Source organism: Streptosporangium sp. NPDC004379 (assembly GCF_042873875.1).
Classification (GTDB): Bacteria; Actinomycetota; Actinomycetes; order Streptosporangiales; family Streptosporangiaceae; genus Streptosporangium.
This window is the reverse complement of sequence record NZ_JBIAMC010000006.1, coordinates 117,227-134,753: the sequence shown is the minus strand read 5'-3', so window position 1 is coordinate 134,753 and position 17,527 is coordinate 117,227. Positions and strand designations below refer to the sequence as shown.

At 71.0% G+C, this 17,527-nt stretch carries 16 protein-coding genes, 1 tRNA gene and 1 pseudogene; 6 read left to right on the top strand and 12 right to left on the bottom strand.

Going from position 1 to position 17,527, the window contains the following annotated elements:
- Positions 1-143 precede the first annotated feature (143 nt).
- Positions 144-1,358 (top strand): ammonium transporter, encoded by a 1,215-nt coding sequence (locus ACFYSC_RS15090; protein WP_389961338.1) that lies wholly within the window; start codon positions 144-146, stop codon positions 1,356-1,358.
- A gap of 115 nt (positions 1,359-1,473) precedes the next feature.
- Positions 1,474-2,115: a YoaK family protein gene (locus ACFYSC_RS15085; RefSeq protein ID WP_389961337.1), complete on the top strand. Its 642-nt coding sequence runs from the start codon at positions 1,474-1,476 to the stop codon at positions 2,113-2,115.
- 42 nt (positions 2,116-2,157) lie between these two features.
- Here ACFYSC_RS15085 and crcB read toward each other — a convergent pair whose 3' ends face one another.
- The 10 genes and pseudogenes from crcB to ACFYSC_RS15035 form a co-directional block, all read right to left on the bottom strand.
- On the bottom strand, positions 2,158-2,502 hold the full coding sequence (gene crcB, locus ACFYSC_RS15080) for a fluoride efflux transporter CrcB (protein ID WP_389961335.1): 345 nt from the start codon (positions 2,500-2,502) through the stop codon (positions 2,158-2,160).
- Positions 2,503-2,510: 8 nt separating this feature from the next.
- On the bottom strand, positions 2,511-3,026 hold the full coding sequence (locus ACFYSC_RS15075) for a fluoride efflux transporter FluC (protein ID WP_389961334.1): 516 nt from the start codon (positions 3,024-3,026) through the stop codon (positions 2,511-2,513).
- 65 nt (positions 3,027-3,091) lie between these two features.
- A complete protein-coding gene (locus ACFYSC_RS15070) occupies positions 3,092-4,033 on the bottom strand; it encodes an urease accessory protein UreD (RefSeq protein ID WP_389961332.1) in 942 nt (313 codons plus the stop codon).
- Between the two features lie 5 nt (positions 4,034-4,038).
- A complete protein-coding gene (ureG, locus tag ACFYSC_RS15065) occupies positions 4,039-4,674 on the bottom strand; it encodes an urease accessory protein UreG (RefSeq protein ID WP_389961330.1) in 636 nt (211 codons plus the stop codon).
- Between the two features lie 25 nt (positions 4,675-4,699).
- The gene (locus ACFYSC_RS15060; protein WP_389961328.1) at positions 4,700-5,410 is read right to left on the bottom strand and encodes an urease accessory protein UreF; all 711 of its coding nucleotides are present in this window, start codon (positions 5,408-5,410) and stop codon (positions 4,700-4,702) included.
- On the bottom strand, positions 5,407-7,128 hold the full coding sequence (ureC, locus tag ACFYSC_RS15055) for an urease subunit alpha (RefSeq protein WP_389961327.1): 1,722 nt from the start codon (positions 7,126-7,128) through the stop codon (positions 5,407-5,409). The genes ACFYSC_RS15060 and ureC overlap by 4 nt, the downstream gene beginning before the upstream one ends.
- 144 nt (positions 7,129-7,272) lie before the next feature.
- A pseudogene (locus ACFYSC_RS15050) lies at positions 7,273-7,575 on the bottom strand (urease subunit beta); the annotation flags it as partial.
- On the bottom strand, positions 7,565-8,455 hold the full coding sequence (locus ACFYSC_RS15045) for a sirohydrochlorin chelatase (RefSeq protein WP_389961325.1): 891 nt from the start codon (positions 8,453-8,455) through the stop codon (positions 7,565-7,567). The pseudogene ACFYSC_RS15050 and the gene ACFYSC_RS15045, both read right to left, overlap by 11 nt.
- Entirely contained in the window at positions 8,452-8,760 is a 309-nt protein-coding gene (locus ACFYSC_RS15040) for an urease subunit gamma (RefSeq protein ID WP_389961323.1), read from the bottom strand. Before ACFYSC_RS15040 ends, ACFYSC_RS15045 begins: the two co-directional genes overlap by 4 nt.
- A gap of 34 nt (positions 8,761-8,794) precedes the next feature.
- The gene (locus tag ACFYSC_RS15035) at positions 8,795-9,778 is read right to left on the bottom strand and encodes an urea transporter (RefSeq protein ID WP_389961321.1); all 984 of its coding nucleotides are present in this window, start codon (positions 9,776-9,778) and stop codon (positions 8,795-8,797) included.
- A 360-nt stretch (positions 9,779-10,138) separates the two neighbouring features.
- Here ACFYSC_RS15035 and ACFYSC_RS15030 point away from each other — a divergent pair, with 360 nt between their 5' ends.
- Positions 10,139-11,989: an APC family permease gene (locus ACFYSC_RS15030; RefSeq protein WP_389961319.1), complete on the top strand. Its 1,851-nt coding sequence runs from the start codon at positions 10,139-10,141 to the stop codon at positions 11,987-11,989.
- A gap of 206 nt (positions 11,990-12,195) precedes the next feature.
- Here ACFYSC_RS15030 and ACFYSC_RS15025 read toward each other — a convergent pair.
- Positions 12,196-12,281, bottom strand: a tRNA-Leu gene (locus ACFYSC_RS15025).
- A 164-nt stretch (positions 12,282-12,445) separates the two neighbouring features.
- Between ACFYSC_RS15025 and ACFYSC_RS15020 the strand changes: the two genes are divergently transcribed.
- The 3 genes from ACFYSC_RS15020 to ACFYSC_RS15010 all read left to right on the top strand — a co-directional run bounded on the left by ACFYSC_RS15020 (position 12,446) and on the right by ACFYSC_RS15010 (position 16,986).
- Positions 12,446-13,753, top strand: a complete 1,308-nt coding sequence (locus ACFYSC_RS15020; protein WP_389961317.1) for a M20/M25/M40 family metallo-hydrolase — start codon at positions 12,446-12,448, stop codon at positions 13,751-13,753.
- A 111-nt stretch (positions 13,754-13,864) separates the two neighbouring features.
- Positions 13,865-14,485, top strand: coding sequence for a hypothetical protein (locus tag ACFYSC_RS15015; RefSeq protein ID WP_389961315.1), 621 nt, complete (start codon positions 13,865-13,867; stop codon positions 14,483-14,485).
- Between the two features lie 239 nt (positions 14,486-14,724).
- Entirely contained in the window at positions 14,725-16,986 is a 2,262-nt protein-coding gene (locus ACFYSC_RS15010; protein ID WP_389961313.1) for a chaplin family protein, read from the top strand.
- Between the two features lie 203 nt (positions 16,987-17,189).
- Here the strand turns inward: ACFYSC_RS15010 and ACFYSC_RS15005 are convergent, their stop codons facing one another.
- Entirely contained in the window at positions 17,190-17,375 is a 186-nt protein-coding gene (locus tag ACFYSC_RS15005) for a DUF5703 family protein (protein ID WP_362932750.1), read from the bottom strand.
- Positions 17,376-17,527: the final 152 nt, after the last annotated feature.

The following is a 17,527-nucleotide window of genomic DNA, read 5'->3' as shown; positions in this document are numbered from 1 at the left end:
AGACAAACAAGGCATTCGGGCGATATCGGGAGGGGTAAAGACCCGATGAACGAAGCTTTGTTCGAAACGCTTCGCGAGAATGTTTCATGGGTTCATTGAATGCTCATTTCTAATGGTATCGATCGAATACCAGGAGCTCGGGCATGAAATATGGGCTGAATACCGGAGATTCCGCATGGGTGCTCGTCAGCTTCGCCATGGTGCTGCTCATGACACCGGGCCTCGCCCTCTTCTACGGCGGGATGGCCCGGGCGAAGAACCTCGTCAGCGTTCTGTACATGAGCTTCGTCGCGATCGCGGTGGTGACCGTCATCTGGTTCGTCTACGGGTTCGGCCTGGCGTTCGGCGACGACGTGGGAGGACTCGGCCTGATCGGCTGGGGCGAATGGGAGTTCTTCAGGACCACGCCGTCGGTCCTGCGGGGCGTCATCCCGATGTATGTCTTCTCGCTCTTCCAACTCGTCTTCGCCATCATCACGCTCGCGCTGGTCAGCGGTTCGGTCGCCAACCGCGTCAGGCTCGGCCCCTGGATGGTCTTCGGTGCGGTCTGGGTGACCCTGGTCTACCTGCCGGTCGCCCACTGGGTGTTCTCCAAGGACGGCTGGCTCAACAGGTGGGGGGTGCTGGACTTCGCCGGCGGCCTGGTCGTCGAGCTCAACTCCGGGATCGCCGGCCTGGCGCTGGCACTGGTGCTCGGGCCGAGCCTGTCCTTCCGCAGGGAGGGACCCCCGGAGCCGAAGAACATCCCGCTGGTCATGGCGGGCATGGGGCTGCTGTGGTTCGGCTGGTTCGGTTTCAACGGCGGATCGGCCCTGACGGACGGCGCCCTGGCGGCGAACGCGGTGGTCAACACCATGATGTGCGGCTGCGTCGCGATGCTGGTCTGGATGATGTTCGAACGGATCCGGTTCGGGCGGTTCTCCCGGCTGGGCGGCACGACCGGCGCGCTCGCCGGTCTGGTGGCCATCACCCCGGCCTGCGGGTACGTCAACCTCTTCGGCGCGACGATCATCGGCATCGTCGCCGCCATCGTCTGCACCTACGCCGTTGAGGTCAAGACGACCGTCGGATACGACGACACCCTGGACGTCGTCGGCATCCACGGGGCCGGCGGCATCGTCGGCGTGGTGCTCCTCGGGCTCTTCGCCACCGGCAAGTACGCCAAGCCCATCGCCGGTCTCTTCTACGGCGGCTCGGTCTCCCTGCTGGGCAAGCAGGTGGTCGCCGTCCTCGCCGTCGCCTGCTACACCTTCGTGCTCACCTACCTCATCGGCAAGGCCGTGGAGGCCCTGTGCACCTTCCGCCCGAGCCCCCGGGAGGAGACCGCGGGCCTCGACACCGAGCTGCGGATCGGATGAGACCCGCCGGCGCGAGGCCGTGACCGGCGGAGGCCGGCGGGCCGCCGCCGGCGGCGGGCGGAACTGCGGAACGCGGGGCGGTGGCGGAACGCGGACCGACGGGCCCCTGCCGTACGTGCTCGCCGCGCTCGCCTTCACCACCGGGATGATCGACGCGTCGAGTTTCCTGGACCTCGGCCAGGTCTTCGTCGCCGCCATGACGGGGAACGTCATCATCCTCGGCCTCGGCCTGGCCGGCCACGGCACGCCGTTGCCCTCCGCGCTGTCGCTCGTGTCCTTCGCGACGGGAGCGACCGGCGGTGGCGTCGTCGTCCTGTCGTGGTCCGGGCGCAGGCACCGCGGCCTGCTGCTGGCCGCGGGCACCGCGGTCCAGGCGGCGCTGGTCTGCGGCGCGTCGATCCTGGCCTCCCGGTACGGGTTCGCCGACCTCCGGACGCGGTGGCCGGTCATCATGACGCTCGCCCTCTCCCTGGGCTGGCAGTACGCGGTCGTACGCGGGATCAGGGTGCCCGACCTGAACACCACGGTCGTCACGACCACGCTCACTTCGCTGTTCGCCGAGTCCGTCATGCCCTCCAGGCAGGGCCGGAGACTCGTCTCGATCTGCGCGCTGCTGGCCGGTGCCCTGGTCTCGGGCCTGCTGCGGTGGGCGCTCTTTCCGACGGCCCCGCTGTGGACGGCCGTTCTCATCCTCACCGGATGCACCTTGATCGTGTACGTCGCCGCCACGCGTCCCGGCGCGGAGCGCTGGCGCTGAGGGCGCCTGCCCGCCGACCGGCGCGGGTCCGCCCGGAAGCCGTCACACCGCCCGGAACACGGTGAACAGAAGCGCGAGGACGGCGAAGCCGAGCACCAGCGAGACGAGCACGTTCGCCGCCGCTCTGACGTACTTCCCGTCCTGGAGGAGGTGGACGGTCTCCAGCTCGAAGGTGCTGAACGTCGTCAGCGCGCCGCAGAGGCCCGTGCCGGCCAGAGCCTCCGCCCCGATCCCCACGCCCGCTCCGTGCAGCGCCCCCAGGACCCCCGCGCCCAGGAGGTTGACCGTCAGGGTCCCCCACGGGAACGTCTTGCCGAACCGCGCCTTGACCGCCCTGTCGAGGACGTGGCGCAGCACGGCGCCGAACGCTCCTCCGATGAGCACCATCAGGAGGATCATGACGGCGCACCGCCCTCGGACCCGCCCGTGCGGTGCGGCACCAGCCCTCCGAGCCAGAGCCCCGCCACGATCGCGATCCAGCCGCCCGCCACGCTGACCACCGCGTAGACGACGCCCAGATCCCAGCTCCCGGCGCGGCCGAGGGCGTGCACCCCGTCGATCAGATGGGAGAACGTGGTGAAACCGCCCAGATAACCGGTGGCCAGCAGCGGGCGGACGAAAGCACGCGGCCGGCCCTTGAGCAGGTATGTCGTCAGCACCCCCATGAACAGGCAGCCGAGGATGTTCACCAGGAGGATCCCCCAGGGGAAGCCTCCTCGCCCCCCAGGCATCGCCTCGGTGATCAGATAACGCAGCAGGGCCCCGACCGCTCCTCCGACGGCGATGTCGAGGAGCGCGCCGGGCCGGACCCCCGGATGGCGGGGCGGCCCCTCCCCGCGCCGGTCCAGGACGGACGCCTCGGCTCTTTCACGGTGGAGCAGACGCCCCTCCGCGCCTCCTGGGGATCCCACAGCCTCCTCCTCCGAGTCTTCCCGACGTTCCGAGTCTTCCCGACGTCGAGAGCGCCGGGCCGGTGTCAGCGTCCGCGCGGCGCGGACGCTCCCGGCAACAGCCCGCGGACGGTGTCCAGGACCTGCCCGAAGGCGGTCTCGACCTCGGGTGACCGCTCCCCGAGGACACGGGCCCAGGCGCCCCGCTCTCCAGGCAGGACCCCGGCTCCGGCCCGTAGCCCGGTGCGGATGAGCACGCCGTGCATCGCGTCGGCCAGGGGTCGCGCGGGCTCCGCGCCGGTGACGACGTACAGGGATGCCAGGACCCCGTACGGACCCATCACCGCCGGTCCCGTCACCGCCCGCTCCTCCGGCACCAGACGCAGCGGGTCGGCGAACAGCAGCCGCCCAACGGTGTCGCGTACCTCGACGTCGCCGCAGTACGCCGTGTACGCGTGCCGCTCTCCCCGGGCGAGCCGGCCGGCCAGCAACGTCTCGCCCAGCACGACGGTGGAATCGGGGTGGGCGGTGACGTCGATCCGCTGGTAGTACCGCGTGCCGCCGAACGGGATCGTCTTGTCCGGCAGGTACTCCAGGTGACCGCCGGGTCCCACGGTGAGGCGGACGAGCTGCGTGGCGTAGTCCTGCTCCATCCGGTAGAGCCGGGTGGCGCCCTGGGTGGTCAGGCGCACGGCCGCTCCCGGCCCGCAGGAGACGTCGACACGGTAGCGATCCCCCTGGAGGACCCCGCCCCCGGACGACATGACCATGACGTACGGCAGGCCCGGGGCCTCGGGATCGGGGTAGAGCGGCCGGGTGATGTGCAGCGGCGCCTTCTGGTAGTGGCCGGTCAGCTCCGTCCGGTCGCCGATCCGCTCGAACGCGAGGTCGAGGATCCCGACCTTGCCGGGGCTGCCGACCGGCAGCATGTCCGGGACACCGGCGTGCCGCCGCACCGGTTCGGGCACCCAGCCGGGGAGGTACCACTCCGGCGAGAGGCGGTCGCCGGTCGTCCGCGGGTCGTCCACCGTCTTTACGCCGGCGAGGTGCACGCCGCTCCCGCCCGCGCCTCGATGAAGTCGACGACCTGGGGGACCCCGGTGCCGGTGAGGCAGTCGGTCAGCACGACCGGGCCGTCGCCGCGCACCGCCCGCGCGTCCCGTTCCATGACCCCCAGGTCGGTGCGGACGTACCGGGCGATGTCGATCTTGTTGATGACCAGCAGGTCGGAGTCCGTGGTGCCCGGCCCGCGCTTGCGCGGCATCTTCTCGCCCTCGGCGGTGTCCAGGACGAAGATGTACACGTCGGCCAGCGCCGGGCTGAAGGTGAGCGTCAGGTTGTCGCCGCCGCTCTCGAACAGCAGCATGTCGAGGTCGGGGAAGCGGTCGAGCATCTCGGCGGCCGCCGCCAGGTTCATGGTCGGATCGTCCCGGACCGCGGTGTGCGGGCAGGCCCCCGTCTCGACACCCACGATCCGCTCGGGATCGAGCGTCCCGGCCAGCGTACGGCGGACGTGCTCGGCATCCTCCTGGGTGTAGATGTCATTGGTGATCACGCCGATGCGGTGCCCCCGGGCCTGCAGATGGGGGACCAGCGCCTCGATCAGCGCCGTCTTGCCGGATCCGACGGGGCCGCCGATCCCTACCTTGAAGACCTTCTCCAGCTCCATCTCGTTCCTCCCACGTACGAACGGATCAGGTGGCGAACAGGCGGGCCTCCGCCCGCTCGTGCGCGGCTGAGACGATGTCGGCGAGGGGCACCGCGCCGTGCAGGTCCCGCGGATCCCCGGCGGTGAGCGCCGTCCGCGCGACCCGCGCGAGATCCGGGCGGACCTCGCGCAGCAGCCCCTGCGCGCGGCGGAAGTCGGTACGGCCCAGCCGCACCGCCGCCATCGTCCAGCTCGCGGCGAAGGCGTACAGGTCGGCGGCGACCGCGTGCGCCACCGGCACTCCCAGCCCCGCGTAGAGCGCGCCGACCACGACCGCGTGGTTGCCCGGTGTGGTCTTCTCCGTCACCAGCTCCGCAAGCCGCGCGGCCTCCGGCACCGGGAAGGCGAAGGCCGCCGTGTCGAGGACCTGACGGCCGGTCCGCACCGAGGCGGTCCGCTGCTCGCGGCTGAACTTGATCGCGTGCAGCCGCCGGTCGACCTGGACCAGCCGCTCCCAGTCCCCCTCGCCGGCGGCGCGGTGCGCCAGCACCAGGGCCGCCGCGTCCGCCGGGCCCACCGCGTTGTACAACAGGTCTGTCAGCAGCTCACGCAGGTTCTCCGGACCGGTGATCCGGAGCTGGACGTACCCCTCCAGCCCGTGCGACAACGTGTACATCCCACCGGGGAAACCGGAGTCGGTGAGCTGGAACTGGGCCAGCAGCGGGCCCAGGTCGCCGGTGCCCGGGGCCGCGCTCATGCCAGGAAGTACAGCCGGTTCAGCGGCAGCTTCCTGGCCGGTTCGATGTGCGCGGGCTCCCCGTCGACGGTCACCCGGTAGGTCTCGGGATCGACCTCGATCCGGGCGAGCGTCGTGTTGCGGATCATGTGGCGCTTGTCGACGGTCCTGCACTGCCGTACGGGCCGGATCAGCCGCTGCAGGCCGAGCCTCTCCGGCACGCCCGCCTCGATCCCGGCGGCGGACATGAAGGTGACGCAGGTGCTCGACAGCGCCCTGCCGAAGGCCCCGTACGTGGGGCGGTAGTAGACCGGCTGCGGTGTCGGCAGGGACGCGTTCGGGTCGCCCATCTGGGCCCAGCTGATCAGGCCGCCCTTGACGACCATGGCGGGCTTGGCCCCGAAGGAGTGGATCGGCCACAGCACGATGTCGGCGAGCTTCCCATCCTCCAGAGAGCCGATCGTGTCCGCCATCCCGGAGGCACGGGCCGGGTTGATGGTCACCTTGGCCAGGTAGCGCAGCACCCGGAAGTTGTCGTTGCGGGCGGAGTCCTCCGGCAGCGTCCCCCGCTTGTCCTTGTTGTGGTGGGCCACCTGGAAGGCCCGGGTGAACGTCTCGCCGACCCGGCCCATCGCCTGCGAGTCCGACCCGATGATGCTGATGATGCCCAGGTCGTGCAGCACGGTCTCGGCCGAGATGGTCTCGGCGCGCACCCGGCTCTCGGCGAACGCCACGTCCTCGGGCACGTCGTAGCTGAGGTGGTGGCAGACCATCGTCATGTCCAGCAGCTCGTCCACCGAGTCGACGGTGTACGGCAGCGTCGGGTTGGTGGAGGCCGGGAGCACGTTGGGCTCGCCGGTGACCCGCAGGATGTCGGGGGCGTGCCCGCCGCCGGCGCCCTCGGAGTGGTAGGTGTGGATCGTACGGCCGTTGATCGCGTTGATGGTGTCCTCGACGTAGCCCGCCTCGTTCAGCGTGTCGGTGTGGATGTTGATCTGGATGTCGAGCTCGTCGGCGACCGACAGCGCGCAGTCGATGACGGCGGGGGTGGTGCCCCAGTCCTCGTGCACCTTCAGGCCGGCCGCCCCGGCCCGGATCTGCTCCTCCAGTGGGGCCGGCAGGCTGCTGTTCCCCTTGCCGTACACCGCGATGTTGATCGGGACGGCCTCGTAGGCCTGGAGGATGCGGGAGATGTTCCACGGGCCGGGCGTGGTGGTGCAGCCGCGGGAGCCGTCCGCCGGGCCGGTGCCGCCGCCGACCAGCGTGGTGATCCCGTTGCTCAGCGCGTGCTGGGCCTGCTGGGGGGTGAGGAAGTGGACGTGCGTGTCGATCCCTCCGGGCGTGGCGATGAGGTTCTCGCCGGAGAGCACCTCGGTGCTGGCGCTGACGATCAGGCGCCGGTCGACCCCGTTCTGGGTGTGCGGGTTGCCGGATTTGCCGATCCCGGCGATCTTCCCGTCCTTGACGCCGATGTCGCCCTTGACGATGCCCAGCACCGGATCGATGATCACCGCGTTGGTGATCACCAGGTCCAGGGCGACCGAGCTGTCCGAGGCCGGGTCGGCCGACATCCCGTCCCGGGCGGTCTTGCCGCCGCCGTACTGGGTCTCGTCCCCGTAGTGCCCCTCGGTGTAGTCCTTCTCCACCTCGGCGATGAGGTTGGTGTCCCCGAGATGGAGCCTGTCGCCCACCGTCGGCCCGTACATCGTCGCGTACTGCTTGCGGCTCATCGTGGCCATGGCGGTTCAGCCCTTCTTCCTGGAGCTCTGGGACTTCGACTTCCTGGCCGGTTTCTCCTCGGACGTGCCGGACGTGCCGGGCTCGTCGTGGTAGCCGCGTTCGCGCATCCTCTTCAGCGCCTCGCGGTGCGCCTCGCCGGAGCGGACGCTGCCGTTGAGGAGACCGCCGAAGCCCACCAGCCGCTGACCGCCGCCGTACTCGACCAGGGTCACCTGTTTGGTGTCCCCGGGCTCGAACCGGATGGCCGTCCCGGCGGGGATGTCCAGGCGTTTGCCGAACGCCTCGTCACGGTCGAAGCTCAGCGCCCGGTTGACCTCGAAGAAGTGGAAGTGTGAACCCACTTGGACGGCGCGGTCGCCGGTGTTGTGGACCGTGATGGTCACCCTGGGCTGGCCGGCGTTCAGCTCGATCTGCCCTTCGCCGTACATGTAAACGTCATCCGACATGGGATGCCGCCCCCTTCAGGTTCGCCGCCACCGGCACGGACGGGTTCCGGTGACGATCTGTGTGCTCGTGCTCGTGCTCGTGCTCGTGGTCGTGGTCGCGCTCGCGCTCGTCGCGATGGCCGTGACCTCGGCCGTGGACATCGCCGTGCTCGTGCTCGTGGCCGTCGCGGTTGCCGTGGCCGTGCCCGTGCCCGTGGTGGACGGTCGCCAGCCCGTCGTCGCCGTACCGGTCCCACCGCTGTTCCGCCTCGGTCACCCGTTCACGGATCAGCGTGGCGAGCGGGGCGGGCCCCAGGAGCGGCCCCGCGGTCCGGACGCCGGGCCGCGGGGCCACCGGAACGAACGAGGCGGGCACCAGCACGACACCGTCGGCTCCCAGCCGCAGGCAGCGTTCCACGCCCTCGTCCACGTCCGGGTCACCGTCGGTCAGCGCGACCTCGACCCAGCGCACGGAGGTGTACTGCCGCACCAGCCGTGCCACCCTGAACAGTTCCGCGTCCGGTTCGGGCCCGGCCGCCGGCGCCACCAGCAGCACCGCCTGCCGCGGCGGCCCGTCGCGCAGCGCCCGGGTCACCGCCCCCCTGATCCAGCCGACCAGATGCCCGGTCGTGCCCAGCGGCCCGGCCAGCAGCAGGTCCCCCGGCGCACGTTCACGAGCCGCCCACCTCAGGGTCTGCGCGGCGACGGCCGGCAGTTCCGGGTCCCGCCCCAGCGTCATCGGCACCGCCACGATCCGGTCGCGGCCGGTGAGCGCCGCGTGCAGATCGCGGCCCACGGCGCGGACCTCGGGACCGTCCGGCCCCACCAGGCCGGGCAGGCACCGGCCGTCCCGGCTCTCGTGCCCGCCGATCAGCAGGACCCTGCGACGGTCCGGCCTCACTTCCCGCCCACCGGATCGTGGCAGGAGACCAGCTTGGTGCCGTCGTCGAAGACCGCCTCCACCTGGATCAGCTTCAGCATGCCGCGCACGCCGGGCAGGACGTCGTCGGGCCCGACGATCTGCTTGCCCAGCTCCATGCACTCCGCGACGGTCTTGCCGTCCCGGGCCGCCTCCACGATCGCCGCGCTGATCAGCGCCACCGCCTCGGGGTAGTTGAGCTTCAGACCCCGGTCCCGGCGCTGCTGCGCCATCTGCGCGGCGGTGAAGATGATCAGCTTGTCCATCTCTCGCGGTGTGAGGTTCATTGACGGTCCTTTCCGCGGCCGCGGCCATCGACGGTCACCCGGCGCGCTTGATCTTGTTGAGCATCGGGATGGCGGCGAGGAAAGCCCAGGTCACGAGTACGAACGGCCAGGTGAGGGTGTGGCCTCCGACCACCTGGAACAGATTGCCGACACCGGCCGTCAGCCCCGCCGCCGACACCGTGCCGATCACGGCGTAGACGGCGCTCGCCGGGGCGACCGCGACGAAGGTGCCGAACAACGCGAGCCCGGTCAGCGTGGAGTTGTAGCCGTACAGTCCCGCTCCCAGGTCCGCGGCCTGCGCGCCCAGCGCCCAGCCGGTGAGCAGGCCGATCACGCTGGACACGAGCGCCACCAGTCCGGTCATCCATCCGCTGACGAACAGCCCGACCAGGAAGATCACGCCGACGTACCACTTGTTCTGGAAGAACACCTGGCCGACGCCGTTGAACGTGCCCTGCCAGAAGTGGTTCCAGGTCATCCCGGTGCCGGGAGCGGTGGCGGACGGCGGGGCCGCGCCCGCGTGGCTCGCCCAGATCCGGTGGAAGGACGGTCCTCCGATCACCATCACGCTGGTGATCACGCAGAAGGGCGCTGTGAGGGTCGGCAGGCGATACGGCGTGAGGAGCACGTTCAGCGCCGAGGTGAGCACGCTTCCGGCGATCGCGCCGACGACGACGAGCGCCACCGTCATCCAGCGGACATCCAGATAGAGCACCAGGCTGACACCGATCAGCGTGCCGCAGAAGCCCTCCAGGCCCGGCCAGACCCGGTCCGTCCAGGAGACGCCGAACAGGTAGGCGGTGAGCGTGGCGACCACCGTCCCCAGCAGCCCGAAGACGCCGAACTGCCAGCCCCCCACGAACAACGCGATGATGAACACCAGGCCGGTCCAGAGATTCGACTGGAAGTCGACCTGCGCGACACCTTTCGGAACGGTGAGCAGGAAGTCGAGGCCTCGCGGCCTATCCGGGTGGGTCGTCTGCTCCGCCGGATCCGGTGGTGCGGGTACCGAGGACAAAGACGCCAACCCCTTGAGTTCCGACGGTGTGCCAGGGCATGGGGCCCCGCACGCTGCGGCGATGATTCCCGGACCTTCGGATCAACAAAACCGTAAAACGTCATGATCTGGTCAACCATTTTATTCACTGCATTGACCGGATATGCGGGTATTAACCCCGACTGAAGTAGCCGAAGAATTCAGAGAATCCGGGCGGACGTCGAAACGTAAGTGGGAAAATGTCAACCAGTGAGAATTCAGGAACGCCCGTGCCGGTGGGAAACGGAAGCTCTTCCCGGTCCTCCTCTGCCGCTGGTTCCACGGCCAAGAGAACGGCCGGCCGGGGGACGGGCTCCGGGGGCGTCATGAAGGCCTCGTGACATGTCCTCACTCCCGCGGTGGAAACGCCGGGACTCCAGGACCCCGGTCGCCCGCAGGCTCCAACTGCGCCACGGCGAAGGGGACAGGCGGCATCTGACCAGCCTGCAGGGACTGGCCGCGCTGTCACTCGACGCGCTCAGCTCGGTCGCCTACGGGCCAGAGGAGATCGCACTCGTCCTGGCGGGCGCCGGCGCGCTCGCGGTGGGCGCCACACTGCCGATCACCCTGGTCATCGTGGGGCTGCTCATGGTGCTCGTGTTCTCCTACCGGCAGGTGATCGCCGCGCACCCCCAGGGCGGCGGCTCCTACGGGGTGGCCAAGGAGAACCTCGGAGAACGGGTGAGCATGCTGGCCGCCGCGGCGCTCATCGTCGACTACGTGCTCACCGTGGCGGTCAGCCTCGCGGCCGGGGCCGCCAGCCTCGCCTCGGCCTTCCCCGTCCTGGCCCCGTACCTCACGGAGACCTGCCTGGTGGGGCTGGCGCTGCTGACGGCCGTCAACCTGTACGGGATCTCCGACAGCGCACGGGTGCTGATGCTGCCGACCGCCTTGTTCGTGGTGTGCGTCGTCGGCGTCGTGATCCTCGGACTGGCCCGCTCCCAGTCGGCGGCGGTGGTGGGGGCGCCCATGGCCGTTCCCGTGACCGAGACGCTGGGGGTGCTGCTGGTCCTGAAGGCGTTCTCCTCCGGCTGCTCCTCACTGACCGGCATCGAGGCCATCGCCAACGGCGTCCCCATGTTCCGCGAGCCCAGGACCGGGCGGGCACGGCGGGCCGAGCTGATCCTCGGACTGCTGCTCGGCTCGATGCTGCTCGGGCTGGCACTGCTCATCCGCCGGGACCACGTGCAGCCTCGCGAAGGGGTCACCATCCTCTCCCAGCTCGTGGCCGGCTCCTACGGCACCGGCTGGGCGTACTACGCGACCAACATCGTGGTCACACTCGGCCTCGCCCTGGCCGCGAACACCAGCTTCGGAGGACTGCCGGTCCTGCTGAGCCTGCTGGCCCGCGACAACCGCCTCCCGCATCTGTTCGCACTGCGGACCGAACGCCCCGTCTACCGCTACGGCGTCGCGGTCGTGGGGGTCCTGGCCGCCGTGCTGCTGATCGCGGTGGGCGGACTGACCCACAAACTCATCCCGATGTTCGCCATCGGGGTGTTCATCGGCTTCACCATCAGCCAGGTCGGCATGGTCGAGCGCTGGTGGCGCCTGCGTCCGCCCCGCTGGCTCGGCAACGCGGTGCTCAACGGCATCGGCGCCATCCTCACCTGCGTCGCCGCCCTGGTGCTGCTCGTCTCCAAGTTCCGGGAGGGCGCCTGGGTCGTCGTCATCGTCGTCCCCCTGCTCATGCTGCTGTTCGCCCGGATCCAGCGCTACTACACCGAGGTCGGCGCCGAACTGGGGACAGGCCGGACACCGGCCAAACCCTCCGGACCCGCCGGGACGGCCGGCCCTGAGAAGCTGGTCATCATCCCGGTCGCCGCCGTCACCGCCATGACGGAGCGGGCACTGAGCGCGGCCCTGGCGCTCGGCGGAGAGGTCGTCGCCGTCACGGTGTGCTTCGACTCCGCGGGCGCGGACCGCATGCGCGAACAGTGGGCGAGGTGGGATCCGGGCGTCCGGCTCGAGACCATCGTGAACCCCCACCGCACGGTGGTGCATCCCGTTCTGGAGTACGTCCGCGCGGCGGACGCCACGGGCAGGCGGGTGATCGTCCTCATCCCTCTCATCGAGCCGAGGCATTTCCGCTACCGGATACTGCACAACCAGCGCGGCCTCTTCATGGCCCTCGTGCTGCGGGAGCACCTCGACGTGGTCGTCGCCCTGCTGCCCTTCCGGCTCAGGATGTGACCGGACGGAGAGCCGGCGGCTTCCCGCCATGAGCCGCCCCTTCCGGTGCGCCCGCCCCGCCGGACGCCGCCGGAAACGCTCCGGGCGGCGGGCCTCGTCGGAAAGACCGTGACCCACGGCATCCCGGGTCCTCGACCGGTTCACGACCGGAAAACACGAAGTCCTGGTCGCTCTTCCAGCGACCAGGACTCCTGAGCCATCGAATGTGTCCGAGGGGGGACTTGAACCCCCATGCCCCGCAAAGGGCACTAGCACCTCAAGCTAGCGCGTCTGCCTATTCCGCCACCCGGACGTGGTGCCTGCACGAGAGACCGTCATCGCTCGTCGGCGGACTTAGGTTAGCAAACTCTTGGGCGTGCGTCATATCGGTTGTCCGGCGGCCCTCCCGGTGGTGCCCTGGCGTCCCGGCGGCGGCAGGATGGGGAGGGCAAGCCGTACCAAGCGTAAGGAGCCGACATGACCGTGCTCAATGGTGAGGACGAGGTCGCCGGGCTGTGTCGTGACCTGATCCGGATCGACTCGACCAACACCGGGGACAACACCGGCCCCGGGGAGCGGGACGCCGCCGAGTACGTCGCCGGGAAGCTGGCCGAGGTGGGGCTGGAGCCCCGGATCCTGGAGTCGGACGACCGGCGGGCGAGCGTGATCGCCCGCATCGAGGGGGAGGACCCCTCCCGCGGCGCGCTCCTCCTGCACGGACACCTCGACGTCGTCCCCTTCCACGCCGAAGACTGGACCCACCACCCGCTCAGCGGGGAGATCGCCGACGGCTGCGTCTGGGGACGCGGCGCGGTCGACATGAAGAACATGGACGCGATGATCCTCGCGGTCGTCCGGCAGCGGCTCAGCGAGGGCCGCCGCCCGCCGCGGGACGTGGTGCTGGCGTTCACCGCCGACGAGGAGGCCGGCGGCGCGTACGGCGCGCAGTGGCTGTCCGACGAGCACCCCGAGTTGTTCGAGGGCTGCACCGAGGCGATCGGCGAGGTCGGTGGGTTCAGCGTCTCCATCGACGGCGACCGCAGGCTCTACCTCATCGAGGCGGCGGAGAAGGGCATCGCCTGGATGCGGCTGACCGCCCGCGGCCGGGCCGGTCACGGCTCCATGCTCAGCGCCGAGAACGCGATCACCGAGCTGGCCGAGGCCGTCGGCCGGATCGGCCGCTACGAGTGGCCGGTACGGCTCACGCCCACGGTCGAGACCTTCCTCACCGAGACCTCCCGGGTGCTGGGGGTGGAACTCGACCTCGACGACGCCGAGGCGACCGTGGCCAAGTTCGGACCGCTGGCCCGGATGATCGGCGCGGTGCTGCGCAACACCGCCAACCCGACCATGCTGCAGGGCGGCTACAAGGCCAACGTCATCCCGCAGACCGCGACCGCGCACGTGGACGGGCGCTTCCTGCCCGGCTACGAGGACGAGTTCTTCAAGACGATCGACGAACTGCTCGGCCCCAACGTGACCAGGGAGTTCGTCTACCACGACATCGCCCTGGAGACCGGGTTCGACGGGCCGCTGGTGCGCGCGATGGCCGACGCGCTGGCCGCGGAGGACCCGGGGGCGCTGGCGGTGCCGTACACGCTGTCGGGCGGCACGGACCTGAAGGCGTTCAGCAGGCTGGGCATGCGGGGGTTCGGCTTCGCGCCGCTGAAGCTCCCGGCGGACCTGGACTTCTCCGGGATGTTCCACGGAGTGGACGAGCGGGTGCCGGTCGACTCCCTGCGGTTCGGGGTGCGGGTCCTTGACCGTTTCCTGGACGCCTGCTGATCCGATCCTTGGAAAAGCATTGCGATGACACTGCGTAGTGCTAACGTAGCTTTCCGTTGATGGGGGCGGGCCATGCGGAAAGCAGGCCCACCAGGGCTTCGAGGAGGCTGCGTGGCACGCGTGCCGTATGGGCGGTGGGGGGCGTTCTCGCCCGCCGCCCGGCGCGTGCCCGCGGCCGTCTCCGCCGACGGCGCGGTCTTCGCGCGGGATGACCGGATGGCGCGGTTCGCGGCCGGCTCCCGGCTGATCGTCAGACGATTGCTCTCCATCGGCGGCCTGCTGGCCGCAGGATGGCTGCTCGCGGTCGTCTTCGGACTTCTCGGCGCCGCTCCGGCCGCTGCGGACACCACCGCGGTGGCCGGAGCGGACGGTTCCCCTGCCCCCGTCCCCGCCGCTTCCGGACCGGCCGTCAGGGCCGGTGTCTTCCCCGCGGAGAGCGGCGTGCCGTCGGCGTCGGGTGACGCCGAAGCGATGGCCGGGCGAGGCGTGGACGGGCTCACCAGCCAGTCCGGGCCGGTGTCCCCGGCTCCCGCCGTCGTTGACCACGGCTCAGGTACCGACGGGTTCCTGCCCCAGGGCAATGGTGGCTCCGGCCCCTCCGGGCCGGGCATGGGGGATGTCGCGAGGTTCGTCTACGACCCGCGGCCGATGGCGCGGCGCGCCCCACTGGCGTGCGTGCTTCCCCCTGTCGTCCGCACAGCGGCGGACGATCCCTCCTTCTCTCCTGACTGACGCCGTGTCCCGCGTGCCCGGGTTTCCCCACCGGACACGCTCATTGGTCGCGGAGCGCGTCATGGCCTCCCCCCGGTGGGGAGTCGCTCCGCACGCCGGATGACCGGCGATCTCCAGTTCCTCGTGACGGCCGTCGGGGCTTTCCGCTGCACGCGTTCCCGTCAGGTTCTCGCGCGGCCTCGCATGCCCGCCACGAGACGTCAGGTATTCCCCCCGAACAACCGCAAGGAGCATCAAACATGCGTACGTGGGTTAAGGGCTCGACCCCCGCGGCACTGCTCGCGCTGGGTGTCATGACACTCGGCAGCGGTACGGCCTTCGCGGACACCTCCGGCGACCACTCGATCGGCGGCGGCAACCAGGTCAACCTCCCGATCACCCTGCCGATCGACATCAGCGGCAACGCCGCCGCGGTCGCCGGGAAGTCCCGGGCGGGCTCCATGGGCGGTGCGTCCGCCGGCACCGCGGGCACCCCGGGTTCCGGTTCCGGCGGCGTCCCCGGCGAGACGTCCGGCAGGGGCAGCGTCCTGGGCGGTAACCAGGTCAACGCCCCGATCACCGCGCCGGTCGACGCCTGCGGCAACGCGCTCTCCCTGTTCGGCCGCTCCGAGGCCGGCTGCCGGGGCGGCGCGTCGGTCTCGCACGGTGGTGGCGGTGGTGCGGGTGGCAACCGTACGAACGGTGATCACAGTGTGGCAGGTGGTAACCAGGTGGTCGCGCCGATCACCGCTCCGGTCAACGTGTGCGGCAACTCCGTCGCGGTCGTGGGCAGGGCGGTGTCGGGGTGTCAGGGTGGTGCGTCCGTCCACGGTTCCGGTGGGGCCGGGGGCGCGGGGGGCAATGTGACCTCCGGGCGCGGGTCCGTGCTGGGCGGCAACCAGGTCGTGGCCCCGATCACCGCTCCGATCAACATCTGCGGCAACGCGGTCGCCGTCCTCGGCGGAGCCTTCGCCGGTTGTGCCGGCGGCGCCGAGGTGGGCGGCGGACCCGGCCGTCCCGGTGGTCCCGGTCACCCGGGTCAGCCCGGTGGTCCGGGTCAGCCCGGTGGTCCGGGTCAGCCGGGCGGTCCGGGTCAGCCGGGCGGTCCGGGTCAGCCCGGTGGTCCCGGTCACCCCGGCGGTCCGGGCAAGCCCGGTTACCCGGGTGGGCACGGTGGTCCAGGTAAGCCTGGCGGCCACGGCAAGCCTGGTTACCCGGGTGAGCATGACGGTCCCGGTAAGCCGGGCGGGCACGGCCGTCCCGGTGGTCCGGGTCAGCCCGATGGTCCCGGTCACCCTGGCGGTCCGGGTCAGCCGGGCGGTCCGGGTCAGCCCGGTGGTCCGGGTCGCCCTGGCGGCCCCGGTCAGCCGGGTGGTCCTGGGCGTCCCGGTGAGCCGGGGCTTCCGGGCGGTGACGGCGGCTCCGGTCCGCGTCCGGGTTCCGGCGGTGACCACACCGATGGCCGGTCCGGCGTCGGCGGCGGCAACCAGGTGGTCGCGCCGATCACCGCTCCGATCGAGACCTGCGGCAACGCCGTCGGCAACGCCACGGCCGGTTGCCCGGGAGGGGTGTCCGTCCCCGGCTCCGGTGGGGACCGCGGCACCGGGGGCGCGGGGGGCAACGTGACCTCCGGGCGCGGGTCCGTGCTGGGCGGCAACCAGGTGGTCGCCCCGATCACCGCTCCGGTCAACGTGTGCGGCAACGCGATCGCCGTCATCGGCAGGGCCTTCGCCGGATGCCAGGGCGGCTCCTCCGTCACGGGCGGTGGTGGCGGTGGTGCGGGTGGCAACCGTACGAACGGTGATCACAGTGTGGCAGGTGGTAACCAGGTGGTCGCGCCGATCACCGCTCCGGTCAACGTGTGCGGCAACTCCGTCGCGGTCGTGGGCAGGGCGGTGTCGGGGTGTCAGGGTGGTGCGTCCGTCCACGGTTCCGGTGGGGCCGGGGGCGCGGGGGGCAATGTGACCTCCGGGCGCGGGTCCGTGCTGGGCGGCAACCAGGTCGTGGCCCCGATCACCGCTCCGATCAACATCTGCGGCAACGCGGTCGCCGTCCTCGGTGACGCCGCCGCAGGCTGCCTGGGCGGCTCCCACGCCGGCGGGCCGGGGCGCTCCGCGGCCGTCGCGATGCCGACCGCCGGCCGGGCGGGCCGTACCGCGCTCCTGCCGGAGATCCCGGTCCTGCCGGGCGCCCGCGGGGCCGCGCGTCCGGGCCGCGGGACCGGCCTGAACGCGGGACGCGGGTCCGAGCTGAACACGGGTCGCGAGGTCGCCCAGCACCCGGGCCGCAAGGCCGGTGCTCCGGGCGCGGTCACCTCCGCTCCGGGTGAGGTCACCTCCGCGCCGGTCGGCCGTACGCTGCCCGTCGGCGACCTCGGCCTGATGAGCGCCGCCCGACCGGCGGGCGTGGCCGGCATGAACTCCGGCGCGCTGGCCGCCCTTCTGGTCGGCGCCATGGCCGCCCTCTCCGCCACCCTGTTCGCGGCCACCCGCCGCTTCCGGCTCGGTCGAGCCGACAGGTAATACATCAGTAACTCTTTGGTCATGTCCCCTCGGAGCCACCGGGGGAGACGCGCAGGCGCTCCGCCGCCGGTGAGAGGGACCGCGGGCCCAGGTGGCCCGGGTTCCGGTCGCCGGGCGGAGCGGCAGTGCTCTGCCCGTTCCGGGGGCGCGGCCCGGGGCGGGCAGAGCCATGTCCGTCCACGGCCTTCGCGGGCCGCGGCCGGTCACATCGTCCTGGTCGCACGTATGATCTTGCGACGCAGCCGGACGTCCCTGCGGCCGTCGGGATACAGTCTCAGGCGGTCGAGCTCCCAGCCGCCGTATTCTGCGTGTTCGGTCAGGATCTGGCGGGCCGTGTCCCGGGTCGTACCGCGCGGAAGGTGGAGAACCAAGTAGGAGTAGTCGAGCACAGCGATTAGTCTCCGAGGATGGGCTGGGGGACGTCAGCACTCATAGGGCTTTATTGTGCGTCCTTGCGGCTCTCCTTGGGAGTGCGCCCGATCTGGATCGGGTAACCCGAGGGGAAGTGAACGGGGAACGAATGCGAACAGCGAGGTAGGAA